This window comes from Sporosarcina sp. 179-K 3D1 HS (assembly GCF_047228905.1).
GTDB lineage: Bacteria > Bacillota > Bacilli > Bacillales_A > Planococcaceae > Sporosarcina.
Genome location: NZ_JBFEGI010000002.1, coordinates 204,252 through 229,317, shown reverse-complemented (window position 1 = coordinate 229,317; position 25,066 = coordinate 204,252). Strand labels below are relative to the sequence as shown.

Below are 25,066 nucleotides of genomic sequence, written 5' to 3'. Positions count from 1 at the left end.
AATCTCTATTATAATAAACCCTTCGTAGACGGAATCCCTTTTACATCGGGATTGATGGCACTGGCCAATCGCAAGGCGCGTCCGAATCCTTTGAAAATGGATTCGATAATATGGTGTGTGTTTTTTCCATAATCCAAATTGATATGTAATGTCACCTTGGCATGGCTTGTGAACGCATGGAAGAACTCTTCCACCAATTCCGTGTCGAAGTTGCCGACTTTGTCTTTCATACCTTCTACATTGAAGACGAGGAAGGAGCGACCGCTAATGTCCAATGTCACCGTGGACAATGCTTCATCCATTGGAACTGAAGCTTGCGCATAGCGCTCAATCCCTTCTTTCGTACCGATGCTTGCGCTAAACGCCTGACCAAGAACGATGCCGATATCCTCGACTGTATGGTGCTGATCGACCTCGATATCGCCGTCGCATTTGACGTCCAAATCAAATCGTCCGTGCTTTGTGAATAAAGTCAACATATGGTCGAAGAAACCGACTCCCGTATTAATTTCCGTTTCCCCCGTACCATCGATTGCAAAGTCCATCTTAATGGATGTTTCCGCCGTCTGACGTGAAATTGATTTCCGCCTCATCTTGAATCCACCTTTCGAACCCGTATTGAATTGGCATGGCCTGTCAGCTGCTCAGCCGTTGCCAATGTGATAATATCATCCGCTACATCTTGAAAAGCTTGTTGTGTGAAGTGGATGATGCTTGATTTTTTCATAAAGTCATAGACACCGAGTGGAGATGAAAATGCTGCCGTCCCACTCGTCGGCAAAGTATGATTTGGTCCCGCGATATAATCCCCCAATGCCTCCGGGGAATAATCTCCGAGAAAAACCGCACCCGCATGCTGGATATACGGCAATTGCTCATTCGCGTTTTCGATCATAAGCTGCAAATGCTCCGGTGCCAGTTCATTGACGAAATCAAATGCTTCCTGCACATTGTCAACGAGGACAATGCGGCCGTAATCGGCAATCGATTTCCCGGCAATCTCCACCCGATCCAACTTGACCAATTGCCTGTCCACTTCCTTCGCCAACGCTTCCGCAAAGGAACGGCTCATCGTGACACAAACCGCAGCCGCGCGTTCGTCATGCTCGGCCTGCGATAATAGATCGGCCGCTACGTACACAGGATTGGCCGTATCGTCCGCGACGACGCAGATTTCACTCGGTCCGGCAATCATATCGATCGCCACATCGCCAAATACCCATTTTTTCGCCCGGGCAACAAACGCATTCCCCGGCCCCGTGATTTTCACCACTTTTTGAACGGTTTCGGTTCCATAGGCGAGAGCTGCAATCGCCTGGGCACCGCCCACTTTATACACGGTATCGACTCCTGCCAGTTCGGCCGCCACCAAGACGTGCGGATTCACTGTACCGTCCGATTGAGGCGGCGTTACCATGGCGAGGCGTCCGACGCCCGCGATTTTGGCGGGAATGGCATTCATCAACACTGTCGATGGATACGCTGCCTTCCCTCCCGGAACGTAAATGCCGACACTGTCCAAAGGGGTCACTTTCTGGCCAAGCATGATTCCCTTGTCTTGATTGATAAACCAAGAACGCTCCTTTTGAACTTCGTGGTATTCGGTAATCCGTCGCTTCGCGTTCTGAAGAGCCGAAACGAATTCGTCCGTTACAAGCTCCCTAGCTTCCGCAAACTCGGATTCTGATACGGTGAAGTCCTTCACCTCTACCCGATCAAACCGCTCCGTATATTCGCGCAACGCCCGATCTCCATTCTCCCGTACGTTGTCGATAATGGCGAGGACGGACCGGTCAAACTCCAAGTCGACCTGTTGGCTGGAATCCCGTTTTTCTCCCTCAAACTCTTGCCAGGACACAATCTTCATGAATTAACCTCCAATCCCATCTTCAAATCGGAGATGAATTGTTGGATCCGCTCCGTCTTCGTTGCGTAACTCGCTTTATTAACAATCAATCGTGCACTGATATCCGCGATTTCTTCCAGCACGACCAATCCGTTTTCCTTCAATGTCGTCCCTGTCTCCACTATATCAACAATGACATCCGCCATGCCGATCAATGGGGCCAGCTCGATCGACCCGTTCAATTTAATCAGTTCCGTGCGTACGCCGACCCGGTCAAAATACTCTTTCGCCGCATTCGGATATTTTGAAGCGACTGTCAAAAACGGCACGCCCTTTATTTCTTTCCCCGGAAAACCGGCAACCGCCAATTGGCATTTTCCGAAGCCCAGATCAAGTAGCTCGTAAACATCGCGCGGATCTTCCATGATCGTATCCTTCCCGACAATGCCGACATCGGCCGCCCCTTTTTCTACATAGGTCGGGACGTCCACCGCCTTGACGAAGATCAATCTGATATTCTGTTCATCGTCAAAGATGACCAATTTCCGGCTTTCATCCGTGAACTCGGAAAAACGGACATCCGCTTTCTCCAGAAATTTCATGGCACGGTCCGCTGTACGGCCTTTCGCCATTGCTACTGTTAAATAATCCATTACGACACTCCCTTTAAGCCATCAAGTAACCTCAACAGTTCTTCCAGATTCGTAAATGAAATGCGATCATCGTCCTCCTGCAACACATGGCCCTCTTGTTTTAAATAAACCGTATAGGCGCTTAGTCGGCTGTCAGGTTGCCCTATATCCACCGATTTGGACAGGACTTTCATGGACTGATCACGCAACTCGTTGGCAATTTGGATAGCCAGCTCCAACTGTTCTTTCTCGTAGACGATTTGGACATCTATCAGGGAGCTGGAGGCAAAGTCCGAATCTGTGGCGACTTTTACTAAAGAATCGATTTCACATGCAAATCCGATTGCCGGCAGCGTAGCCCCGAATTCATTTCCCAATTGGTCGTAGCGGCCTCCCATCAAAACCGGTTTCCCTAACCGTCCGACATATCCTTGGAAAATGACGCCCGAATAATAATCCATATGGTTGATGAGGCCCAGATCAACAACGAGATACTGTTCTAAACCATACATTTTTAATATACTGTAGACGTCCATTAAATAATCGAGCGTATCTTGCATCTCGCTTGTCAAGGCAATCCGTTTCGCTTTTTCAGTGACATCAGCCGGATTTCCATAAAGGAATGGAATTTGTTCAATCGCTTGCTTCACTGCTTCATCGATATCCAAGTTCTTGACAAACGGTCCGATTTCTACGACGTTTTTCGCTTGAATCAGCGTCTTCAGCTGACTGATTTGGCGAGATTTCAACGGAAGATTCCGAATAAGCTCGTTAAAAAAACCTGCATGGCCTATCTCGATCTTAATGTTGGCAAAGCCCAAGTCTTTCATCGTGTGGCATGCGAGCGCAATGACTTCCGCATCGGCTTCAGGCGAACTTTCGCAGAAATACTCGATACCCGCTTGAGTGCGGCCGATTTTTTCGTTTTGCTCGAATGGCTGGCGGAATACTTCTTGGACATAATAGTATCGCAGTTCATCCGCTAGATTGCCGATCGTATGCGCCAATTCCTGCGTGACAGGAATGGTAACGTCAGGACGCAGGACTAGAACCTCGCCTGTATAATCAATCACCTTAATCATTTCAAGCTGATTGATGGAACTTTTCACTTTGGAATACAGATCATATTGCTCAAATGCCGAGGTTTTAATCCGTTTATAGCCATATGTGGTAAACCGTTTGCTGATCGTGTCAATGATTTGTTCGTATTTTTCGTGTTCATCAGAGATTAATTTGGAATACATAGTCATTCCAACCACCTTCCAGAATTCACTTCATCGCTTTACTACACTAAAGTTATATAGTACTATAAAGCGAGATGAAGGAAATGTCAAGGATAAAAGCGCAGGGCGCCTGCCTAGAGGCGACAGGCATAAGACGGGGCGGACTTGTGGCGCTTTTTGCCAATCGAACAGCGAAGGGTTCGATTTGCCGTATTTCTGCGTACTTTGCAGAAATTAAGGCACGGTTCTCGAGCAGCTTTGACTTATGACCCCGAGCCTCTGGCGCCCGGAGTCTAGACGAAACTATTAAGGAGTTGTTTTCATTGTTTGATTATCATATGCACAGTTCATTTTCAGCGGATTGCGAAATTCCGATGGAGAAGATGATACAAGGATCGATTGAAAAAGGGTTGTCTGAAATCTGCTTTACCGAGCATATCGACTATGAATACCCGGATAAGGATTTCATTTTCGATTTCAATAAAAAGGAATATGCGGATACAATTTCTCAGCTGCAACAAAAATTCGAGGGGCAGATTCGCATCAAAAAAGGAGTGGAGATCGGGGTTCAGCCGCATATCCTCAGCCAGTATGAAGAATTGATGGATAAGGAAGAGTTCGACTTTGTCATTTGTTCCATGCATACGGTTGATAAAAAAGATCTGCATTTTGGAGAAATCTTCTTGGATAAAACTACGGAAGAAGCATTTACAACGTATTACGAGGAACTTCTCTATTGTGTGAAAAACTACAAGCGGTATTCCATCTTGGGGCATATCGATTTGATGAAGCGCTATGGGAAGGAAGAGGTCGACCGCGATTACCTTGACATCATCAAAGAGATTTTCGACATCATCATTCCGGACGGCAAGGGGATTGAATTGAATACATCGGGCGTGCGTTACGGTTTACCTAACGGCATGCCGAGCGACGATATTTTGAAATTGTACAAGCAATGCGGCGGCGAAATCCTCACATTGGGATCCGATGCCCATAAGCCGCAAGACATCGCCTTCCAATTCCGCGAATCGCTGGAGCTGTTCCAGTCTATTGGGTTTAAATATATTTCGACTTTTGACAAGATGGAACCAACTTTCCATGCGATTGATGGACTGCTAGCAAAGGCGTGATCCTGAAGCGTAAACATCAACAACCCCCTTCTGACATTCAGATGGGGGTTGTTTGCGTAAAACTATTGATCACCAGACGCTGAAATGGATACACCGCGTTCTGCAAACACTTTTTTAGCAACTGTTAGCGCATTCAGAACACTCGGGAATCCTGTATAAGGGATAAGATGCATAATGCAGCCCACAATCTCATCTGGTGTCAAGCCAACGTTAAGCCCCGTCTTGATATGCATCTCGATCTGCGGTTTTCCCTGTGCAACAAGGGCTGTAATGGTTGTAAGGACTTTCTGCTTGTTATCCAATCCAGGACGCGAGTAAATTTCTCCAAAAGCAAACTCCACAACATATTTGCTTAAATCAGGGGCAATATCTTTAAATCCTTCCCCGATGTCCATCTCGCCTGTTGGATTTTCATAATCTGATAAAGTAAGCTCCATTAATTTCTCTAAACCTCGCTGGTACCGATCTTCTGCCACTTGAAAAACCTCCCTATGTATTACTCGCCATTTTATTAAGTACATATTGTTTAAACCATTCTACGATGTCGATAAATGGCGATCGTAATAACCATTGTAACAAACCTTGGAATAAATCCAAATCTTGCTTTTATTCTCTGTAATGAATGCCAACATAAATAGAAAGATAATCCGATTTTTTATTTCCCCGTCAAAAAAGTCTTCAACAGTGCAAGCCGCTCCCTTGCCTTCAATTTCGCTTTTACTACTTGCGGGGTTTCGGCGGCTACCGCATCCGTCGTCAAGCCGAGGTTCGTTGCGATTTTACGCGCGCGTGACACGTGATAGTCGCTCGTGATAAGGGTAACGGCTGTGATGCCTTCCGGTAGGAGTTCCTTCGAATTCCGAATGTTTTCATACGTCGAGGTGGAGGTTGATTCCAAAATGAGCCGGTCTTCTGGAATCCCGTGTTCCACCATATACCGTCGCATCGCTTCCGCTTCTGTGATTGCTTCGTCCGGTCCTTGCCCTCCGGACAGGATAAACTTCACATGCGGCTGGGCCTCCCCGTAAGCCAATGCCGCGTCCAACCGATAGCGCAATGATAAGGAAGGCACTTCCCCGTTCACTTTTGCGCCGAGAACGATTGCAAATTCGTTTTTTCCGTCCGCTTTCGCCTTCCGTCCCTCCCCCATCCAATATCCAGTCAACGCCCATAGGAACATGCCCAGGGCGGCTAGTAAAAGGCCGGACCAAACCAGCCATTTCCATAATTTCATCATATTGATACCCTCCTGCCGATCAAAACACCAGCGTATCGATCACTTCGCCAGTCCGCTTGTCGACCAATTCTACTTCCCCTTCTTTTATAAGCTCTTCTTTCGAGGCATACCATATGTATACGTCCTGCAAATGAAACGCTTTGCTGACCTCTTCCGGAAGCAGCGGGTGGATGATATTGGATTCCGCCCCCTCCATCGCCACTGTATAATCCGATAGTGGTTCCAGCTTGACGAAGCCATAGATCAAGTTCTCTGCATCAAATCCATATTCGTGCAGCCGAGCATAATTTGCTGGCGGTTCAAGATTACTCCAAGAAATCCCCTCCGCCTTCCAACCGAACGGCGCCCGCTCTGCATAGGCAACCCCCAGGCAACCTTCCTTGACAAAAAAATAACGCAGCTCCCGGCCGAAGAAGTCGGAGTATCCCGGGATGGCTATGACATCCCCCTCCACAGCGGCAAAAGCATTTTCCGGTGTAGCGTAGGAATGGTACTTCTCCATACCCAACCAAGTAAGACTTGCTAAGATCCCAATGGCTATGAAGGAATAGGCAAGCGCATGGGGAACCCGCTCCTGTTTGATTGCCCAATGGCAAAGTCCGAATACGGCACCTGTGACAATGAAAAACAAGTGGAACAGCATCGATTCCGGAGCCAGCAGATTGATGCTGCCATACCGCAAGTTGATGGCCAGGGTAGGAATGAAGAAAACGAGCATGCAGCCCATTGGGTAGAGCAAGCCCTTGAATGTATTGTATTTCGAGTCAATCCAATGAATGATCCCCAAATAAACGGGAAAGCCGATGAACAGGAAAGTAAGGCCGCTTACTGTCAGGAGCCAAACGGCCTCTCCCCCGATGGATTCCTGCGCGGTGGTGAAAAAAGCGAGACTGAATGCAATGAATCCGCTTAAATAGGAAAGAATCGGAGTGAGGATATATAATGCGATTTTCTTCAACGGCAATCTCTCCTTTAACAGACGTTTCAGTCATTTAACTATAAGACGGGGCATGGAAAAAAATGTTCCTCTATTGCCGATGTCAAGACAGCATTTGCTTGCATTCCGGATCCACTTGCTTGCACTGACAGCGGGTTTGATTGCACCCCGTCCCCAAGTCGTTGCACTTCTTTGCACTTTGCTTGCAAATCGGGCTTTACCCAATAAAAAAACGGCCCCATTTAGGAGCCGGAGTTAAACACCGCTAGTTCAATTCCTCCACCGCAATCCCTCGTTTACGCAGTAAGTCAGTGTAAAAAGGATCGTTCCCTATCGAATAGACCCTATCGCACAAATTGCCGATTTCGTCCATGTCATGGGACGTGTATAGGATCATTTTGCCTTCCCGCTTGGCGAGTTTATGCAAATACGTGCCAATTTCCGTTTTTGACTTCAAATCGATACCGACGGTCGGTTCATCCAACAGCAAGAGCACCGGATCGTGTAACAGGCTGATCGCCATGTTCAGTTTCCGTTTCATTCCGCCTGACAGCGAATGCACCGGCTCTTTCCAACAATCCAGCTGCATATCAAGGCAAAGTTGCCGGCATTCTTCAGGCGATCGCCGCTTCCACGATAACTTCTCGAAGAACCGCATATTCTGCTCGACGGTATACTCTTCCCATACTGCGATTTCCTGCGGGACATAGCCGATTTTAGGCCGGACGCCCTTTCCGTTTTGGTAGGGCACGCCGGCAAGCGTAACCTTCCCAGCCGTCGCCGGGAGTGCAGTCGCCAAAATTTTCAGCAAGGTCGATTTCCCCGCCCCGTTTTCCCCGACAAGGCCGACGATCTCTCCCGGCTGCATTTCAAATGAAAGATCGTGCAAGACGGTCTTCTTTTTATATGTTTTATTCAACCCATTCACTTCAAGCATATGCTTTCCTCCTCTTCCCGATCCAAATCGCCAGCAGACCCGCGAGTAGAATCAACGTAGCGACCGGGACCGAGTCGCCCAAAAACGCTTGGACCGGGTGGACCCTTTCGAACGATCGACCCGCTTGGATCGGAATGATGGCTCCCCCCGTCACGACGAGAACCAATGCAATGGCCATGCCTCCGACATAAAATAGGAACATCTGTCGGAATAACGCGGATAGCAAGAACGCCAGTAAATTGACAGTGAGCCGGAAAGCGAACAGCGCTATGACACTCAGCATTTTCAGCATTCCAGGGAATATAGCGTGGAAGACTACAAAGCTTACAAGATCCACTGCAAACAACATCACCGTATAGACGACAAGCATGCCGACCGCATAATACGGGAACGGCACGGAAGTGAATAGCCACCTCGCTCGCATCGCCGGCCGATTTTCCTTCAACATCCAATCGAAGAGGAAAAACGTCGCGATAATGGAGAATAAAGACCAGACCCCCTGAATGCTGATCAGCTCCCGATCAGACTCTTCCTGACTCCCTGTCTCATCCGCAAACGCGAACGTCGTCTGGATCAATGCCTCTTCCTGCTGCCTTTCCTTGCTTTTTTCAATGACTTCCTCGTAATTCCACTCGTCTGCCATACCATGCTCGGCAAACAGATGCTTGACGACATAAGCCGATTTTGAACGAGCCGCGTCTTGCTGGGCCAAGGAAGTGATGGTTTCCACCACCGCCGGATAAGCGAACGAACGGTTGGAGGAATACGCTTCAATCAACGCATTGCGTTGGTTGTCCAAAATGCTCTCTTCATATCCTTTCCGAATGATGAAAACACTGTCCAGTTCGTGTTGCTCCAACTTATGAAGCGCTTCTCCCTGATCGAGCGATTGGACATCGAACAGTTCGATATTCCGGATTTCATCCGCCAACTGGCCGGCCAGACGGCTCTCCTCCTCCACGACCAAGGCGATCGGCACTTTCGTTTCGTCAATCCATCCGCCGACCGTCCTCACGACGAGAATTGTGGCAAGGATCGGAAAAAGCAGCCAGATAACAGCTCCCTTCCACTCCTTACGCAGCCTGAATAAGAGGGCGGGCATCCAATTCGTTCTCATACGGACCACCTCTCTTTCGCTGCACTCGATAACCAGAGCACCGCCAATCCGACACCCGCCAACGAGGCCAGGTTCGTATAATTGGTATAATTCCGCTCTTCTAGCGCGATATCCATCATCCACTTCAGACTTTCATTGGAAAATAAAAGAGGAAGCGCCCCTTGAATGGCCTGCGGAAAATAGACCGTCGGGATAAACGCTCCACTCGCCAATAGGAGAACGACGACATATAGCGACTGCATTAACAACGCGCTCCGCTGGGATGGGAACCAGATGTCGAGCAAAGCGAGGCCGACAAGGAATAGCAAGGCATAGAGAAGCACATATAATCCAAGCCTAAAGTAATCTAGCATGAAGAGTTCATGAGGAATGTACTTCTTGACGATGAAAAATGCAGCGCCACCTGCTAAACAACCGCTGAGCAACGATAGAAGGATACGCGCAAGCAGACGTTGCCATATCGTGACACCGATCAGCCGCATGCGGGTCTGCATCGTTACATGCTCTTCCTTGCCGGTAACGATGTAAAAAACGAGCAGCCAGATCGTCAGTAAGATGAACCAGCCGGCGAGCAAATAATACTGTGTCGGTGAAGCTGTTGCCGCATTCGTCAGCACTTCCTCGTCAAGCAGTTTATTCTTCCCTAATGTATAGAGCGTGAAATCTATGAACTGTTTCAGCATGAGGTCATATCGTTCCTGTTTGGTCATGTCGGTCTGCTTCGCATATGTATTGATAGTAAGGATATTCGCTTGTGCCGTGGCGAGCAGCCGGGACATGCTTTCGACCAATTCCTTGACGACCAGGCTTTCCATCGGCTGGTTTGGGTTGCCGATGATCGGTAGCGTGACGGACACACCCTCATACAGATCATCCGTAAACCCTTCAGGGAATGAAAAATAGGCACTAATCTCATTGTTATGGATGAACTCCTCCGCCGTTTCCCGGGGCAGCGTCACAATCTGCAGCAAGGCATTCCCGCTTGCAGTCTCTTCCAGCACTTTCGAGAATAATTGCGACTCCTTCGTCCCGTCTTCATCGACGAGCGCCACCCGGATCGCCGCATCTTCCTCCGGAACAAGCAGGCCCGCGACAATCCGTAGCGCCAGTCCAACCAGGAGGACGGGCAATAATAAAAGAAGAAGCAGGGTCGCCCACCTCTTCTTCAACTGGATCCTGTATTGATTCATGAAAAATAATATCCGCTGAATGGATAGCAAACCGCTCACGCCCAATCTTTGATAGGTTTTATACGATTCTTTGGATTGCATAGATGAGACTAGTATAACAAATTGTAGCGAGGTTGAGGGGGAACGTCGGGTAGATCTATGAAAACGCTAAAAAGCGGGATAACGTTGTGAAGTTCTGGGGAAGTGTTCCGAACTTGAGAGAAAGTGTTTCGAGGTTTGAATTAAACGTTTCGAACTTGGGAGGAAATGTTTTGAGGTTTGAATTAAACATTTCGAACTTTACCTGGAACTTTGAGAGGTCCTGAAGAACGTTGAAAACTTTGATGGAAGCGTTTTGAAGGGCGGAGAAAATATTGTGAGGTTCGTTGTAAACGTTGTGCACTTTGGAGGACTCGTTGCAAAGTTCCAAAAATCATTTGAAAGGGCCAGGCACGCTCAAAATAGGCCAACCAGAAAAGGGGCGCCCGAATGGACAGCCCCTTTCAAATTTATTTCTTCCCGAACTGTTGAATTCGATGTTCTGCAATCGAGACGTGGACGATTTTCTGTTCTGTATAGAAATCGAAACCGTAATGTCCACCTTCGCGGCCGATTCCGGATGATTTTGAACCGCCGAACGGAGTGCGGAGGTCACGGACGTTTTGGGAGTTGACCCATAGCATGCCTGCCTCAACAGCATGCGCGACGCGGTGGCCTTTCTTGATGTCGTTTGTCCAGACGTAACCAGCCAGACCGTAGTTGATATCGTTCGCCAGCTTGATGGCCTCTTCTTCGTCTTTGAACGTCATGACCGCCATGACTGGCCCGAAGATCTCTTCCTGTGCCACTCGCATGCTATTATCTGCGTTCAGAAGTAGTGTTGGGGCTACGAAGTTCCCTTTGGAGAATTCTTCCGGAATTTCAGCGGAGAAGATTTCACAACCTTCTTCTTTTCCGATTTCCACGTAGCTCTTCACTTTATTCCAATGTCCTTTATCGATCAATGCACCGACTTCCGTTTCAGGGTCAAGCGGATCCCCGATCCGGATGTTTTTGACACGTTCTTTCAACGCATCGACGAACTCGTCTTTGATCGTTTCTTGTACGAAGAGACGGGAGTTTGCTGTGCAGCGCTCACCGTTGAAGGAGAAGATTCCCCAGACAACTGCATCGAGTGCGCGGTCAAAATCAGCGTCTTCAAACACGATGATCGGCGATTTTCCGCCGAGTTCCATCGAGCAGCTTTTCAAAGTATCCGCACTGTTTTTGATGATTGTCGAACCTGTTGTCGTTTCCCCTGTGAAGGAAATGAGCTGGACATCCTCATGGCGTACCAGTGCGTCACCCGCTGTTTCCCCATAACCGTGGACAACGTTAAAGACACCTTTTGGCAACTCTGCTTTGTGGATGATTTCCGCTAGCAGATTCGCCGTCAACGGGGACGATTCCGCTGGTTTCAGGATAACCGTGTTACCGGTTGCCAATGCCGGAGCCACTTTCCAAGTTTCCAGCATGAATGGAGCGTTCCATGGAGTGATTAAGCCTGCTACCCCAACCGGTTTATGAATGGTGTAGTTGATGAATTCTTCATCCACTTGGTACGCATCACCGACTAGACGGGTTTTCACCATCTGCGCGTAGAAACGGAAGTTTTCTGCAGAACGGCTGACCATCGCACGCGTTTGTGCAATTGGAAGCCCTGTGTCCAAAGACTCCAAATATGCGATTTCTGGAAGGTGTTCATCAATCAGATCCGCGATGCGGTAGATGCATGCGAGTCTTTCTTCCAGCTTCATTGTGCGCCATGGGCCATTGTCGAATGCCTCTCTAGCAGCTGCGACAGCTTTGTTGATATCTTCCGCGCGACCTTCTGCGACTTCGTTAATCTGTTCATTCGTGAACGGGTTGATATTTTTAATCGTTGCTCCGCTGACGCTTGGCACGAATTCATTGTTAATATAAAGAAGAATATCTTTCTGTTTCGTATGCGTCAACGCTTTTTGATCTTTTACGGACGTCATGCGTGTTCACCTATTTTCTCTTTAGATTTTAGGGAAACCGGCAGTGCTTGGCACTACCGGATGGACATTCGGATTACTTCGCTGCGACTTCTTTTGGCAGGATGTCCAGGCTGATCAATGTTTCACGGACTTCCTCTTGCAATTCAGCCGATGGCAAACCTAGTGGCATACGCAGTTTCGGCGTCGCTTTGCCCATCATTCCAAGCGCCGCTTTGACAGGTGCCGGGTTCGTATCTTTGAATAATACGTCATTCAATGGCATTAATTCGTAGTGAAGATCTTGTGCTTTCGCAATATCTCCCGCTTCCCAAGCATTGTATAGTTCAGCTACGCGCTTCGGCTCAACGTTTGCTGTCGCACTGATGAACCCAGCGCCGCCGATTGCAAGCATCGGGTAGCAAAGCAATTCGATTCCCGAGAACAGTAGGAAGTCACGGCCACAGTTCAATAGGACGCGGTTGACGTGTTCGAAGTCTTTATTCGATTCTTTTGCACCGATGATGTTCGGGCAAGCTTCGACAAGGCGCTTCATTGTGCTCACTTCCATGTTGACAGCGGAACGGCCTGGGATGTTATAGATGATGATTGGAATCTTTACGGAATCCGCAACCGTTTTGAAGTGCTGGAACAATGCTTCCTGGTTCGGTTTGTTATAGTAAGGGACGATCACCATTGCCGCGTCCGCACCGATTTCTTCCGCATATTTCGTCAGTTCCATCGTTTCATCGTGGTTTGTGGAGCCTGTGCCTGGCGTGAAGAATACACGTCCATCGATTGCATCCTTCGCGAGTTTCATGACTTGTTTACGCTCCGCAACCGTCATTGAGCTTGGCTCACCACTCGTTCCAGTAACGGAAATTCCATGGCTACCACTTTCAATTTGCCAATTAATAAGTTCCACAAATGTCTTTTCATCAATGGAGCCGTCTTCTTTGAATGGTGTGATAACTGGGCAGATCGACCCTCTGATTTTCTTTCTTGCTTCTTCGTATGCCACTGTAATCGTCTCCTCTTCTATGAATTAATTGCCTTATAGGCCGGTTGAAATAAATTTTGTTTCCAAGAATTCGCTTAGGCTGTCTGGACCGCCTTCTCGACCAAGGCCACTTTCCTTAACACCGCCGAATGGACCTTGGACGGATGTGATCAACGCATCGTTCACACCGACCATTCCATATTCCAGCGCTTCTGCGACGCGAATGGAACGGCTCAGATCATTTGTGTAAAAATAAGAAGCCAATCCATAAATGGAATCGTTCGCCCTCTCGATTACTTCTTCTTCCGTCTTGAATGTATAAACAGGTGCAAGCGGACCGAAAGTCTCTTCATACGTGATCAGCATGCTTTCGTCCACGTCAGAGAGGATTGTCGGGGCATAGAAGAAACCATTTTCATGTCCTTCCACTTTGCACTCTTCTCCTCCAGTAACGATGACAGCACCTTTTGCTACGGCATCTTGCACTTGGTTTTTCACTTTATCCAAGCTGCCTGCGTTGACAACCGGGCCGAACTCGGTGTTTTCCCGCAAGCCGTTTCCGATGACGAGTTGTTCCACTTTCGCCTTCATCTTCTCCAAGAACTGGTCTTTGATCGATTCCTGGACGTAGATGCGATTTGTGCAAATGCACGTCTGCCCGCTATTGCGGAACTTGCTCGCGACGGCACCTTCCACCGCTTTGTCCAGATCGGCATCTTCGAATACGATGAACGGGGCATGGCCTCCAAGTTCCATGGACACGCCTTTCACTTGTTCAGCCGCCTGCCTGAGCAGCAGTTTTCCGATTTCCGTCGATCCGGTAAATGTGATTTTCCGGATACGCTGATCTTGCATCACCGCGCTGCCAATTTTGGACGAATTCCCCGTTACCAGATTCAACACGCCTTTCGGCAAGCCAGCCGCTTCCGCAATTTTGAAAAACTCGACAGCACTGCCCGGTGTTTGACTATCCGGCTTGAATACAACCGTACAGCCTGCCGCCAAAGCAGGAGCGATCTTTCTGGTCACCATGGACAGCGGGAAGTTCCAAGGCGTGATGGCTGCAACCGGTCCGACCGGCTGACGGATAGTCTGGAGACGTTTTGATTTGATCGGTGAAGGGATAACGTCGCCGTATGTCCGTTTCGCTTCTTCTGCATTCCAAAGGACATATTCAGCCGCCGCACTCACTTCAGCGCGTGCCTCACGGATCGGTTTGCCCATTTCTTCCGAAATCGTCCGTGCCAGACGATCGGCGTTTTCAAGTAATAGATCATAAATGCGGACGAGGTATTTACTTCGCTTCGTTGCCGGAATTGCAGCCCACTCCTTGAATGCTGCATGTGCCGCGTCAATCGCTTTTTTGGCATCCCGATCATCCCCATACGATCCTTGACTAATCGTTTCTCCCGTAGCGGGGTTGACCACATTGTAATACTCGCCTGATTCCGGCTCAGTCCATGATCCATCTATATATAAATGATGTTTCTCCACTTTCGTCACTGTTTCCATTCCTCCATCACATCCTTTTACCGTTTGCTTCCGATGATTATTGTTGTTCCAGTTCTTTTAAATCGCGGTATTTCCCTTGGAAAAATAACAACGGATCTCTTTCCGTCAAGATGACGCCTGTCACATGACCGATGAAAATCGTATGATCGCCTGCCACATACTGGCTATGCAGTTCACAAGTGACGTTTGCCAAAGAATCCTCGATAATTGGAAGCCCTTGATGTGTTGTGAACGAAACTTCATATGGATTATCTTTCAACTGACCTGCAAATTGCATCGATTCCTTTTGCTGATCAGCAGACAGGATGTTTACTGCAAACTTCTTTGCCTTTTGAATATGTTCGAGCATCTTTGCATTTTCTCCGACACTGATCGCAACCAGCTTCGGATTCAGTGAAATCGACATGAACGCATTCGCAGTCATGCCATGGATACCCTCTTCATTTTCCGTTGTAATGACCGTTACACCTGTCGCGAAACTTCCCATGGCATTCCGGAATAAACGATCATCGATCTCTTTGTCTACTTGCTGCATGATGACAGCTCCCTTCTATTGTTGAGAAATTAGTAAATAAAATCCATTGGAGGTGTTAGAATCATAACTTCCCATTTATCATATACCAAATCATATATGATTTCAATTTGTATTTTCACAATTCCGTTACTTTTTAAATCTGATGTGTATATTATTTTGCTTATACGTGCCCGCCTCACTGAATTCATATAATTCCATTGAGAGTGCCAAGTAGCGCTTTGCCATCACTGGGGCAAAATGGTCTTTGATCACTTCGAATAAAGCGTCGCAGGCTTCTTTCTTTACATCTTCCGGTCGGCCGGCGCCGATTTTCAATGTCGCATGGACGAACGCATCGTCTTCTGCGCCATCTGCCACACGATAATCCTTCAATTCAATCGCTCTCGAACGCAGCCCGCCGATTGGGAACACCGAATCTCTGGCAATCATCACTTCATGGATTTTCTTCAGCAATTCAGGCATCTTCACTTCGTCTTTCAGGTTATCTGAATACTCCACTATAAAATGCGGCATTCCACTCTTCCTCCTTACCTGCCGGCAAATTCCTCATCGCCGACAATCGTATTGACGAGCCGCCCGACCCCTTCGACTTCCGTCACGACAACATCGCCGACCGCCGTATCAACCGAACCTTTCGGAGTGCCTGTCAAGATGATGTCATTCTCGCTCAATGTCATAAAGCTGCTCAAATACTCGATCAATGACGGAATGTCGAATATCATATCCGCTGTCGTCCCTTCTTGAACGAGCTCTCCGTTCAAATGAGTCGTCAATTTCAAATCCATCGGGTCTTTCACGTCCTCGGCGTCTACAAACCAAGGTCCCATCACTGTACATGTGTCCCTATTTTTAACCCGTAGATTCGGCCTGTAATAGTTCTCCAAATAATCGCGGATGGCGTAGTCATTTGCAACGCTATACCCTTTTACATAGTCATAGGCCTTTTCTTTTTTCACATTACGGGCTGTTTTTCCAATGATGACCGCCAATTCACATTCATAGTGCATATACGTCACATCGGCAGGACGCCGGGTAAATCCATTATGGCCGATGAAAGTGTTCGGCCCCTTGAGGAATACCAAAGGCTCTTCGGGTGCCGCGAACGCTAGCTCTGCTGCATGGTCCGCATAATTCAGACCAAGGGCGAAGACGGTACGAGGTTCGACTGGCGGGAGCCAAGTCACTTCGTTTTCTTCAACGAGCCGTCCGTCGTCCAGTTTCAAGCGACCTTCCCATTCGATCGCTTCATGTATAGAACCTCCAAAAGCTACACGGGCTTTTTTCATGTCAATACCTCCCATACATCCGATTCTGTACCTACCGTGTTTTCCAGGATTCCTACTCCTTCGATTTCAATCCGGACGGAATCTCCGACTTGAACCCGAGGTGCCTGCTCCGGTATGCCGACCAGCAGGACATCACCGGCGCTCAACGTCATGAATTCCGTAACATCCGCTAGCAACCTGGAAATGGGGCGGATCAGATTGGCTGTCGTATTTTCCTGGCGCTGCTCATCATTGATGAAGACCCGGATGCCCAACCGATCCGGATTCTCCACAGCATCCCGTTCGACGATCCATGGACCGACCGGACAAAAACCATCCCGCGATTTATGCTGGACCGCCGGACGATAGATGCTTGCATGCGGCACGCTGACATCATTTACAACCGTATAACCGGCAATGTACTCCAAAGCTTCCGCTTCGGCCACCTTCGTCGCTTGCTTTCCGATCACCAATCCGAGGCAAGCGCCCACTTCCAATTCGTTCATCCCTTCTGGCATCGGGATCACCCCGCCGCTCCGGTTATATGTATTGGCTGGTTTGATATAAAGGATCGGTGCAATCGGTGGCGCATTATAAGGTTTTTCATTCACCGCATCGCCCAATTGTTCCAAAGCACCTTTATAGTTTAGTGCGGTCCCGAAAATGGTACCCCTTACCGGAACATCCAATGGAATTTCACTGACCCCATGGACCTTCCCGGCTGATGAAACCGTATTTTCCTTTGTATTCACATCCACTTCGACCAGTTCATTTATGCCGAGCAGTTTGACTTTCGCCTTTTTCATCCATCTCACTCCTTGTGCAATCAAAATATACGAATCTTTCAAACTTCTCCTACCAACATAATCATATATCATTAAATATATGATTTCAAGAATTAGCTGTTCGACCTCATTAGATAAAATAAAAAACAATCCCCGTATCTGACGTGCACCCCGAAAGTTAGAGTCAAAATCTAACTTTCGGGGTGCACATCAATCATGGATTGTTTTTATAAATTTAACTCGCCTGCTGCTATTAGCGCTTTTAGGATGAAAGTCATTTCATAAGCTGTTTCTGGATCTCGGAGATTCTTACCAAGCAATGATTCCACTTTTTCAATCCGATAGCGGAGCCCACTCATGGATAGGGACAACTCCCGCATCGTCTTTTCCAAGTTCCCGCCGTTAAGCAGGAAGATGTACATCGTCTGGATCAGATCCGAATCTTTCCGGTCATCGTTTTCATAGATAGGCGATAGCAGCTGCCTCCCTTTTTGCTCTATGGCCTCTTTATGTAACGAGTTCATCAAGATCCCCATCACGCCAAGGTCATCGAACGACATGATGGCTTCTTTCCGGTCCCCTAGCTTCAAAGCCAGGACCGCCTCATCAAGACGGCCTTTCACATCTTCCAGCCGTCCGCCTTTCGTGCTGATGCCAATGCGGAGCAGATAATGTGGCACATTCGTTTGCAAATGATTCAGCAGCTTTTCGCAAAACGGAATGATCCCTTGATCTTCGTCAGCTAAATCTGACTGGACTAACAAGACGGCATAACCTTTTTGCTGCCCCACTAATAGACCCGGCTTCCGATTTTTAAATAAATGGAAGGTTTCCTCCATAATCCGTTCATTCAGGAATAGCTTCTCTCCCGAACCGGTCTGTTCCAACGCAATCATATAATACGGCTTTTGCAGATCGAGTTGGAAATGGCTCCCCCGTTTCCGGATATCCTCCATCGTGCTAAACTGGCCACTCAGCATTTGATCCAAAAAATGGCCTTTCACCCGCTCTTCCGCCTCGAAGCTCACTTTTTCATTCAATAGATAAAGCGAGCAGACCGTCACCGTACGTTCCAAGATCATTTGATCAATGTCCGAAGGAGCGTTGTCCCCTAGTTTATAAATAAAAGAGCAATAACCATAAATCTTTTTCTGCAGATAAATTGGAGCCATCAGCCGGATGAATCCATCCGTCTGAAATTGTATCGTCTGTTTCGGTTGAAAAGGCTGCACATCCTTGGCATATGCCTGGAACTCTTCCCCGATTTTCTGGAGTTCAACTTCTGAAATCCCGGCTGACGTAATCCGGTGGAAATGGATATCTTCTATTAGAATCGGCGTATCCGTAACGGCAACGATGACCTCCGCAATCGAATCCAAGTCCTTTCCGTCCATCAATTCTTCTGCTAGCCTCTTATGGATGAGGGCCACCTTCGCCAAATGATCCCGTTCTTCCCGGAGTTGCTCATATGTCTGTTCCAGTTCGTGGATGATCGCATTGTTTTCGTAATACTGCTGTTCTTCCTCCGCTTCCCCGCCCCATTGTTCCAGAGTCTGCCCGATGTAACGACAATCCGGATTGCCCATTCCCCTGCATGCCACTTCTTTGAAGATGATTGTTTGATTGCAAATCCTGGAATAGAAGCCGCTCGCATACCCGATGAGTGTATGGCAGACGGGTTCACCTTCGATTCCGAACAAGCGCAGCGATTCTTCCGCTTCATAGGAATGCGACCAGATACCGCTGACAGAAACCGATTCGACTCGCCCATCCTCTGACTTATTGAGGTTGAATTGAGTCGTTGTCGTATTCGTATAGCCTTTTTGCATATGTAAGCGTGGTCCTTGCTTCAGCGCCTCTTCAATCGAAGTCTGTGGACTATCGAGAACTTTCTGGGCATCCGCCGCCCCCAGATTCCATCCGTAGCGCAACAGGAACCCTTTCATCCGTTCTCTGCCCAAGTTTTCTATCAAATCTTTGCGAAGCGTCCCGAAAACGGCAGCGGAGGTGAGCAAAATGCGCTCACCTTCCAGTTGGATCACTCCGTTTTTTTCTTGTAGGATTGGCTGCCGATCCATCATCGTCGTGAATAGCCCCCTTCATTCTTTCATTTCTGGTGGGCGTTCACCCACGTATCGTTCGTCCAGCCGTTCAAATCATAATCACTCATCGCCTCATCCACGAAAGATTTATAGATGGCGGATTGGCCTGTCTGATCGGCGACTTTCAATGTCTCCAATCGGATATTCTCATGATTGCCGGCATAATTGATTTCATATAATTCGTTCCTGCCGCCGAATTCGGTGCCGATTGCATCCCAGATCAGTTTCATCAGCTTCACCCGTTCTTCCGCGCTGACACCCGACCCTTTATAGTATTGGTCTAAGAATGGACGCAGCTCCGGGTTGGCAAAATCTTTGGCACTTGACGGCAATTGGATCAGGCCGCCAGCGACGACTGTTTCAAAGATCTCCTTTACTTGCGGCCACACAGTCGGAGCTAGGACCCGATATGCCGTCGCATATTGGCTGTTCGGCAGGCAGACACCATTCACCCCTTGTTCAGGTTTCGAAGCCATCGCTGTCGAAATGGCCCAGAACGTATTGCGCCATGCAATTAGTTGTCCAATATTCGCCTGGACACCACGGAATCCTTTTGTTCCTGACATTTCCGTCGCTTTCATCAACAGTCCTGCCATGAAGTCCAGTTTCACCGCGAAGCGGGTGCACCCATGCAGCGTATAGCGATTCATCCAGCCCGTCTTTCCCCGGAAACCATTGGCAATTTCGACATTGCGGTACGCAAACACATTCTCCCAAGGGACAAAGACATTATCAAGGACAATGACCGCATCATTTTCATCAAACCGGCTGGACAATGGGTAGTCAAATGGCGTCCCCGTTACGGCCGCCATGAATTCATAGGACTGTCGGCTAATGATTTTCAGGCCTGGTGCATTCATTTCCACAAAGAAAATTAGCGCATGGTCGAGATCGTCGTCCACGAGATCGACCGGTGAGTAATTGGCCACGAAATTGTAGTTCGTAATCGCTGCGGAAGTTCCGACCATTTTGGCACCGCTTACAATGATGCCATCATCCCTTTCTTTTACAACACGGACAAACACGTCTTTATTTTCATGGAGCGGCTTCGACCGGTCCATTTGCGGATTGATGATCGTATGGTTACAAAACGGCACTTCCGTCATCGTTTTTTCATACCATCTGCGGGCATTGTCCTCGAATCCTTTATAAAATTCCGCGTATGGTCCGAGATGACCGGTAAACGCCGCTTTGTAATCAGGCGTTCTTCCCATGAACCCGTAACTGAGCTTCGACCATTCCGCAATGGCATCCCGGGCTTCCAACAACTCCGCCGCACTTTCGGATGCTTTAAAGAACTTTTGCGTACGGATCCCTTCCTTTGTCGTTGTTGTCAAAATCTTGGACGAGTCTTTGTCATGCAGCGCATCATAGAGGCGCGCCATCGACCGGACCGAATTTTGATAAGCCGGATGCGTTGTCACATCATCGATCTCTTCCCCGTTCAAAAAGATTTTCCGTCCGTCACGCAAGCTTTCCATATAATCTTTCCCATCCATCATCCGCTTACCGCTCTTCGCGTTCGCCATCGTAGTCATATGATCCGCCCCTTTAACTTATCATTATTTTCTATCAACTTACAATCTATAATAAAGATTTCTGTAACTGCTGTATACGATAATACTTGTTGGAGATGAATAAAATTTAAGACAAATATTGTTGAATAGGACGAGGATTTGCTAACAAACAAAAAAGACTTTCAGAAACTGCATTTGCAGCTTCCAAAAGTCTTATGTACTATCCTTTCATGAAATCTGGAAGGATTGTGACGATTTGTGGGAAAATCACAATCAGCACTAAACAAAGAATCATTGCAAATAACATAGGAATGACCCCACGGAAAATCTTTTCAATCGGAATATCTTTTGCGACACCACTAATGATATAGACACTTAATCCAAGTGGCGGTGTTACCAATCCGATATTCATCACCAGCACCATGACGATCCCGAACCATACGCCATTGAATCCTAATTCAATGATTAATGGATATACGACAGGTAATGTCAATACGAATATCGCCAAACCTTCCAAGAACATACCTAAAATGAAGTAAACGACTAAAATGAAGAACATGATTAGCATCGGGGATACATCCAGTTCACTCACATATTGTGTAATGGCGACTGGAATGCGACTTAACGCGAGGAACTTACTAAAGATATCCGCCCCGATTAAAATGAAAAACATCATGGCCGTTAATCTGGTCGTTTCATTTAGAGATGTTTTAAAATCAGCCCAGCTCAGCCTCCTCGTGGCGACCGCCAATAGGAAAGCACCAAACGCGCCGATTCCACCTGCTTCGGTCGGAGTGAAGAAACCGAAATAGATTCCTCCGATACTGAGCAGGAAAAGGGCAGCAAAAGGCCAGACACTGTTCAGCGATTTCACCTTCACCATGAATGGCTTTTTCGGGGTGACGGGTGCAAGTTCCGGTTTTCTGACGACGATAAAATAAATCACTATCATAAAGAGGAGCATTTGGAGGATCCCAGGGATAATTCCCGCTATCAATAACTTACCAATTGGCTCCATCGTCAGAACACCGTAAAGCACTAAGATGACACTAGGCGGAATTAGAATCCCTAATGTCCCACCCGCGGCCACAGCAGAAGTGGATAATCCTTCATCGTACTTGTATTTCTTCATTTCAGGCAAAGCAATCCGCGCCATTGTCGCAGTCGTCGCATTAACCGATCCGGAAATCGATGCGAAAAGCGCACTCGTACCGATCGTCGTAATGGCAAGACCGCCCCTGATATGTCCAATCCACGAATCGACTGCCGTATACAAATCATTTCCGAATCCACTATACGATAGGAACATCCCCATCAAAATGAAAAGCGGAATAACACTCAACGAATAGGAGCTCGCCGTACTGAACGGGGTACTCCCCAATTGAACAAGCGCGGTCTCCCAGTTTCGGATGAACCCGATTCCGATCGTCCCGACGATGACTAAAGACACACTCACCGGAACCTTTAACGCGAACAGGACGAGTAACGCAATAACCCCAAGCATTCCAATCATTTCTGCACTCATGATTTCTTCACCGCCGATGCAAAATATTTAATTGCACTAGCTAATGCGACGAGTGCAAAGACACAAAGGCCAAATGTGGCAATATAGAAAAACGGATAGACGGGCCAACCTAAATCACTTGTCGTCATTTTCCTTTCCATGATCCGGCCCGCATTCGCAAACATTTGATTGCTCATAAAGAGCAGCGTTGCAAAAATAACGAGCTCAATAATTCCATCCAATATTTTTTTTGCTTTTTCAGGTAATTTTGCAACCGCAAAGTCAATGCTAATATGCTCTTTATGCCGATGCGTCATCGCTAAAGCAAAAAACACAAGTAACGCGGAACTCAACTCGGTCATTTCAAAAGTCCCGACCAATGGTTTATTGAAGAAATTACGGCCGATCACATCAAAACTGATGATTAACATCATAAAGATCAAAAGAACATTCGAAAGAAATAATTGCAAGCTTGATAACTTATGTAAAAAGTTATCAAGCTTTTTTAATGTTTGCGCCACAAGCTTCCACCCCTTATTGTGCGCTCAACTCGACTGCACGATCATAAACCGCTTGTCCAGGTAGACCTTTGTCTTCTACCTTCTTAATCCATTTTTCCACTGTCGGATTAATTAGTTTACTCCATTCAGCCAACTCTTCATCGTTCAATTCGTAGATTTCGACGCCTTTTTCCTTCGCCTTCTCAATTGCACGTTGTCCTACATCATCAAAGTTGGCGCCGGCTTTCTTCGCCATTTTTTCTCCGATCAATTCTTTAATGGCAGCTTGGTTTTCTTCGCCAAGCGAGTTCCAGCTATTTTCATTCATGGTCACAAAGAATGTCGTCATATAGAAGTTCCCGACTGTCGCATAGTCGATGACGTCTACAAGGCTAAAACCTTGAATCGCTTCCCAAGGTGCAATCGTTCCGTCCACCACACCTTTTTCAAGTGCTTCATATGTTTCACTCATCGGCATGGATACCGGTGTAGCCCCAAGAGCAGTCAACCACTCATTCGTTTCGGCAGACGGGGACCGAATGCGCATTCCTTTCAGGTCTTCATAGCTTTTAACCGGTTTTCCGACCGTAAAGATTTGGCCCGGATCGGAAGTGGAGAGCCAAAGTGGAACCGTTCCTGCGTACTCCGCTTCAAATTCCGGGAATTCTTCATAGAGCTTCCACAGCATCTCGGAACCTTGCTCCCCTTTTTTACTGAGAAACGGAAGTTCCATGACAGAAGTCATCGGGAATTGGTTCGGCGTGTAACTGTGAACGCTTAGACCAATGTCGACAGCTCCCGTTGCGGCAGCATCAAACTGGCCATCTGGCGCAGCTAAGGACGATCCCGGATACGTAGTGATTTTCACTTTTCCGCCCGTCGCTTCTTCTACTTCCTTCACAAACTCTTGGACGACAACCGTTTCCATCTCATGGCTTGGCGGGAAAAAGTGTGAAAAGTCAAGCTCCACTTCTTTCCCTGAAGCCGCTTCGCTTCCTGCATTCGACCCTTCGCTGGACCCGGATACCGGAACTTGTTCAGAGACCTTGCCACCGCCGCATGCGGCCAAAAGGAGGCTCATCATCAGAAGGAATACGAATGAAGCTTGGTACTTTCTGTTTCTGATTGTACACATCAAATTACTCACTCCCAGTAAAGTTTAATAAACCTCATGCTCATAGACTCTGAAACATGCCTCATTCAATTGACAACGTTTACAAGACGGATGTTTCTCACATCGTATTGAATGGGGTTTATTTGAAATCATCATATATCATTTAATATATGTTATCAAGGTCTTTTTAGAAATATTCTTATAGTTTGAAATATCCTTGAACACCTCCCAACCTTGTTGCATCGTCGACCTATCTATATGTAAAATGAAAATACTTGTAATCCGTCACCCCGCTTTTATATAGGGGCTTCTTTATATATTGAAATCATATATAAATTCATATATCATATTGAATATGAAAACTAAAATGAATAAACGGCAATACGCCTATAAAGTGATTCGTACCCGAATCGTTGATGGAACATATGCCCCTGGCCAAAGAATCATTATTGACCAAATTGCAAAGGAGGTCGGCTCAAGCCATATTCCGGTCCGCGAAGCAATCCATCAGTTGGAATCGGAGCAGCTGATTCAATATGAGCCGAATATAGGAGCGGTGGTCCGAGGAATTGACAATGATTTGTATATGGAGACGCTTGAGGTGCTTGCCTTATTGGAAGGCTATGCGACATCATTAAGCGCCCCTCATATCCCCTCGGAAGCCATAGGGAAATTGGACAGTCTTAATGACGAAATGAAGAAGATGTTGGAGAATTATGAGTTAGAGCAACTTGGTCAGTTAAATCGGGAATTCCATTTTACAATTTACTCGTTTTGCCCAAACAAGTTAGTAATCAAAAATATTCAGGAGGCTTGGGATCGTTTGGATATTGTCCGCCAAACCGGGTTTACGTTCTTGCCCAACCGGACACCTCAATCGATTGAGGAACACAAGAAATTGATTGACCTAATCAAAGTGCAGGCGAGCGGGGATGTCATTGAGGAATTCGCTCGAGAGCACAAGATGAACACATTGGAAGCATTCAAAAAACGTGAAAAACACTGAC

General features: G+C 47.4%; 25 protein-coding genes. 3 read left to right on the top strand and 22 right to left on the bottom strand.

Going from position 1 to position 25,066, the window contains the following annotated elements:
- Positions 1–8: 8 nt before the first annotated feature.
- From hisB to hisZ, 4 genes are read right to left on the bottom strand one after another with little or no spacing between them, the layout of a single operon-like run.
- A complete protein-coding gene (gene hisB / locus AB1K83_RS03815) occupies positions 9–593 on the bottom strand; it encodes an imidazoleglycerol-phosphate dehydratase HisB (RefSeq protein WP_413056825.1) in 585 nt (194 codons plus the stop codon).
- Positions 590–1,867, bottom strand: coding sequence for a histidinol dehydrogenase (hisD, locus tag AB1K83_RS03810; protein ID WP_413056824.1), 1,278 nt, complete (start codon positions 1,865–1,867; stop codon positions 590–592). Before hisD ends, hisB begins: the two co-directional genes overlap by 4 nt.
- Positions 1,864–2,499 carry an ATP phosphoribosyltransferase gene (gene hisG, locus AB1K83_RS03805; RefSeq protein ID WP_413056823.1) on the bottom strand — a complete coding sequence of 212 codons (636 nt, stop codon included), beginning with the start codon at positions 2,497–2,499 and terminating at the stop codon, positions 1,864–1,866. The genes hisD and hisG overlap by 4 nt, the downstream gene beginning before the upstream one ends.
- Complete coding sequence (gene hisZ / locus AB1K83_RS03800) at positions 2,499–3,722, bottom strand: ATP phosphoribosyltransferase regulatory subunit (protein ID WP_413056822.1); 1,224 nt, start codon at positions 3,720–3,722, stop codon at positions 2,499–2,501. The genes hisG and hisZ overlap by 1 nt, the downstream gene beginning before the upstream one ends.
- Before the next feature lie 302 nt (positions 3,723–4,024).
- Between hisZ and AB1K83_RS03795 the strand changes: the two genes are divergently transcribed.
- Entirely contained in the window at positions 4,025–4,831 is an 807-nt protein-coding gene (locus tag AB1K83_RS03795; protein WP_413056821.1) for a histidinol-phosphatase HisJ family protein, read from the top strand.
- A gap of 62 nt (positions 4,832–4,893) precedes the next feature.
- Here the strand turns inward: AB1K83_RS03795 and AB1K83_RS03790 are convergent, their stop codons facing one another.
- From AB1K83_RS03790 to AB1K83_RS03780, 3 genes are all read right to left on the bottom strand, one after another.
- Positions 4,894–5,307, bottom strand: coding sequence for a carboxymuconolactone decarboxylase family protein (locus tag AB1K83_RS03790; RefSeq protein ID WP_413056820.1), 414 nt, complete (start codon positions 5,305–5,307; stop codon positions 4,894–4,896).
- Positions 5,308–5,486: 179 nt separating this feature from the next.
- Positions 5,487–6,068, bottom strand: coding sequence for a YdcF family protein (locus AB1K83_RS03785; RefSeq protein ID WP_413056819.1), 582 nt, complete (start codon positions 6,066–6,068; stop codon positions 5,487–5,489).
- A 19-nt stretch (positions 6,069–6,087) separates the two neighbouring features.
- The gene (locus AB1K83_RS03780; RefSeq protein ID WP_413056818.1) at positions 6,088–7,026 is read right to left on the bottom strand and encodes a hypothetical protein; all 939 of its coding nucleotides are present in this window, start codon (positions 7,024–7,026) and stop codon (positions 6,088–6,090) included.
- Between the two features lie 52 nt (positions 7,027–7,078).
- On the opposite strand from AB1K83_RS03780, the gene AB1K83_RS03775 reads away from it, so the two are divergent.
- Positions 7,079–7,264 carry a hypothetical protein gene (locus tag AB1K83_RS03775; RefSeq protein WP_413056817.1) on the top strand — a complete coding sequence of 62 codons (186 nt, stop codon included), beginning with the start codon at positions 7,079–7,081 and terminating at the stop codon, positions 7,262–7,264.
- 6 nt (positions 7,265–7,270) lie between these two features.
- Here AB1K83_RS03775 and AB1K83_RS03770 read toward each other — a convergent pair whose 3' ends face one another.
- From AB1K83_RS03770 to AB1K83_RS03700, 15 genes are all read right to left on the bottom strand, one after another.
- Positions 7,271–7,942 (bottom strand): ABC transporter ATP-binding protein, encoded by a 672-nt coding sequence (locus tag AB1K83_RS03770; protein WP_413056816.1) that lies wholly within the window; start codon positions 7,940–7,942, stop codon positions 7,271–7,273.
- Complete coding sequence (locus tag AB1K83_RS03765) at positions 7,935–9,059, bottom strand: ABC transporter permease (RefSeq protein ID WP_413056815.1); 1,125 nt, start codon at positions 9,057–9,059, stop codon at positions 7,935–7,937. The genes AB1K83_RS03770 and AB1K83_RS03765 overlap by 8 nt, the downstream gene beginning before the upstream one ends.
- The gene (locus AB1K83_RS03760; protein WP_413056814.1) at positions 9,056–10,249 is read right to left on the bottom strand and encodes an ABC transporter permease; all 1,194 of its coding nucleotides are present in this window, start codon (positions 10,247–10,249) and stop codon (positions 9,056–9,058) included. The genes AB1K83_RS03765 and AB1K83_RS03760 overlap by 4 nt, the downstream gene beginning before the upstream one ends.
- 488 nt (positions 10,250–10,737) lie before the next feature.
- A complete protein-coding gene (gene hpaE / locus AB1K83_RS03755) occupies positions 10,738–12,249 on the bottom strand; it encodes a 5-carboxymethyl-2-hydroxymuconate semialdehyde dehydrogenase (protein WP_413056813.1) in 1,512 nt (503 codons plus the stop codon).
- Between the two features lie 73 nt (positions 12,250–12,322).
- Complete coding sequence (hpaI, locus tag AB1K83_RS03750; protein ID WP_413056812.1) at positions 12,323–13,246, bottom strand: 2,4-dihydroxyhept-2-ene-1,7-dioic acid aldolase; 924 nt, start codon at positions 13,244–13,246, stop codon at positions 12,323–12,325.
- Positions 13,247–13,279: 33 nt separating this feature from the next.
- Positions 13,280–14,737, bottom strand: a complete 1,458-nt coding sequence (locus AB1K83_RS03745) for an NAD-dependent succinate-semialdehyde dehydrogenase (protein ID WP_413056811.1) — start codon at positions 14,735–14,737, stop codon at positions 13,280–13,282.
- Positions 14,738–14,774: 37 nt separating this feature from the next.
- The gene (locus AB1K83_RS03740; RefSeq protein ID WP_413057077.1) at positions 14,775–15,251 is read right to left on the bottom strand and encodes a flavin reductase family protein; all 477 of its coding nucleotides are present in this window, start codon (positions 15,249–15,251) and stop codon (positions 14,775–14,777) included.
- Positions 15,252–15,398: 147 nt separating this feature from the next.
- Complete coding sequence (locus AB1K83_RS03735) at positions 15,399–15,785, bottom strand: 5-carboxymethyl-2-hydroxymuconate Delta-isomerase (RefSeq protein WP_413056810.1); 387 nt, start codon at positions 15,783–15,785, stop codon at positions 15,399–15,401.
- 14 nt (positions 15,786–15,799) lie between these two features.
- A complete protein-coding gene (locus AB1K83_RS03730) occupies positions 15,800–16,558 on the bottom strand; it encodes a fumarylacetoacetate hydrolase family protein (protein WP_413056809.1) in 759 nt (252 codons plus the stop codon).
- On the bottom strand, positions 16,555–17,343 hold the full coding sequence (locus tag AB1K83_RS03725) for a fumarylacetoacetate hydrolase family protein (RefSeq protein WP_413056808.1): 789 nt from the start codon (positions 17,341–17,343) through the stop codon (positions 16,555–16,557). Before AB1K83_RS03725 ends, AB1K83_RS03730 begins: the two co-directional genes overlap by 4 nt.
- 206 nt (positions 17,344–17,549) lie before the next feature.
- On the bottom strand, positions 17,550–19,403 hold the full coding sequence (locus AB1K83_RS03720; RefSeq protein WP_413056807.1) for a XylR N-terminal domain-containing protein: 1,854 nt from the start codon (positions 19,401–19,403) through the stop codon (positions 17,550–17,552).
- A gap of 26 nt (positions 19,404–19,429) precedes the next feature.
- A complete protein-coding gene (locus tag AB1K83_RS03715) occupies positions 19,430–20,926 on the bottom strand; it encodes a 4-hydroxyphenylacetate 3-hydroxylase family protein (protein WP_413057076.1) in 1,497 nt (498 codons plus the stop codon).
- A gap of 235 nt (positions 20,927–21,161) precedes the next feature.
- Positions 21,162–22,466, bottom strand: coding sequence for a TRAP transporter large permease (locus AB1K83_RS03710; RefSeq protein ID WP_413056806.1), 1,305 nt, complete (start codon positions 22,464–22,466; stop codon positions 21,162–21,164).
- A complete protein-coding gene (locus AB1K83_RS03705) occupies positions 22,463–22,966 on the bottom strand; it encodes a TRAP transporter small permease (protein ID WP_413056805.1) in 504 nt (167 codons plus the stop codon). Before AB1K83_RS03705 ends, AB1K83_RS03710 begins: the two co-directional genes overlap by 4 nt.
- Before the next feature lie 13 nt (positions 22,967–22,979).
- Complete coding sequence (locus AB1K83_RS03700; RefSeq protein WP_413056804.1) at positions 22,980–24,080, bottom strand: TRAP transporter substrate-binding protein; 1,101 nt, start codon at positions 24,078–24,080, stop codon at positions 22,980–22,982.
- Positions 24,081–24,426: 346 nt separating this feature from the next.
- On the opposite strand from AB1K83_RS03700, the gene AB1K83_RS03695 reads away from it, so the two are divergent.
- Complete coding sequence (locus AB1K83_RS03695) at positions 24,427–25,065, top strand: GntR family transcriptional regulator (RefSeq protein ID WP_413056803.1); 639 nt, start codon at positions 24,427–24,429, stop codon at positions 25,063–25,065.
- Position 25,066 lies beyond the last annotated feature (1 nt).

Bases quoted from the DNA above. Each gene is read 5' to 3' on its own strand.
- AB1K83_RS03735 (WP_413056810.1), bottom strand. From the start codon at position 15,785: ATGCCGCATTTTATAGTGGAGTATTCAGATAACCTGAAAGACGAAGTG.
- hisZ (WP_413056822.1), bottom strand. From the start codon at position 3,722: ATGTATTCCAAATTAATCTCTGATGAACACGAAAAATACGAACAAATC.
- AB1K83_RS03730 (WP_413056809.1), bottom strand. From the start codon at position 16,558: ATGAAAAAAGCCCGTGTAGCTTTTGGAGGTTCTATACATGAAGCGATC.
- AB1K83_RS03695 (WP_413056803.1), top strand. From the start codon at position 24,427: ATGAATAAACGGCAATACGCCTATAAAGTGATTCGTACCCGAATCGTT.
- AB1K83_RS03765 (WP_413056815.1), bottom strand. From the start codon at position 9,059: ATGAGAACGAATTGGATGCCCGCCCTCTTATTCAGGCTGCGTAAGGAG.
- AB1K83_RS03760 (WP_413056814.1), bottom strand. From the start codon at position 10,249: ATGAATCAATACAGGATCCAGTTGAAGAAGAGGTGGGCGACCCTGCTT.
- AB1K83_RS03710 (WP_413056806.1), bottom strand. From the start codon at position 22,466: ATGAGTGCAGAAATGATTGGAATGCTTGGGGTTATTGCGTTACTCGTC.
- AB1K83_RS03725 (WP_413056808.1), bottom strand. From the start codon at position 17,343: ATGAAAAAGGCGAAAGTCAAACTGCTCGGCATAAATGAACTGGTCGAA.
- AB1K83_RS03770 (WP_413056816.1), bottom strand. From the start codon at position 7,942: ATGCTTGAAGTGAATGGGTTGAATAAAACATATAAAAAGAAGACCGTC.
- AB1K83_RS03785 (WP_413056819.1), bottom strand. From the start codon at position 6,068: ATGATGAAATTATGGAAATGGCTGGTTTGGTCCGGCCTTTTACTAGCC.
- hisG (WP_413056823.1), bottom strand. From the start codon at position 2,499: ATGGATTATTTAACAGTAGCAATGGCGAAAGGCCGTACAGCGGACCGT.
- hisD (WP_413056824.1), bottom strand. From the start codon at position 1,867: ATGAAGATTGTGTCCTGGCAAGAGTTTGAGGGAGAAAAACGGGATTCC.
- hpaE (WP_413056813.1), bottom strand. From the start codon at position 12,249: ATGACGTCCGTAAAAGATCAAAAAGCGTTGACGCATACGAAACAGAAA.
- AB1K83_RS03700 (WP_413056804.1), bottom strand. From the start codon at position 24,080: ATGTGTACAATCAGAAACAGAAAGTACCAAGCTTCATTCGTATTCCTT.
- AB1K83_RS03715 (WP_413057076.1), bottom strand. From the start codon at position 20,926: ATGATGGATGGGAAAGATTATATGGAAAGCTTGCGTGACGGACGGAAA.
- AB1K83_RS03745 (WP_413056811.1), bottom strand. From the start codon at position 14,737: ATGGAAACAGTGACGAAAGTGGAGAAACATCATTTATATATAGATGGA.
- hisB (WP_413056825.1), bottom strand. From the start codon at position 593: ATGAGGCGGAAATCAATTTCACGTCAGACGGCGGAAACATCCATTAAG.
- AB1K83_RS03720 (WP_413056807.1), bottom strand. From the start codon at position 19,403: ATGATGGATCGGCAGCCAATCCTACAAGAAAAAAACGGAGTGATCCAA.
- AB1K83_RS03775 (WP_413056817.1), top strand. From the start codon at position 7,079: ATGGAAAAAAATGTTCCTCTATTGCCGATGTCAAGACAGCATTTGCTT.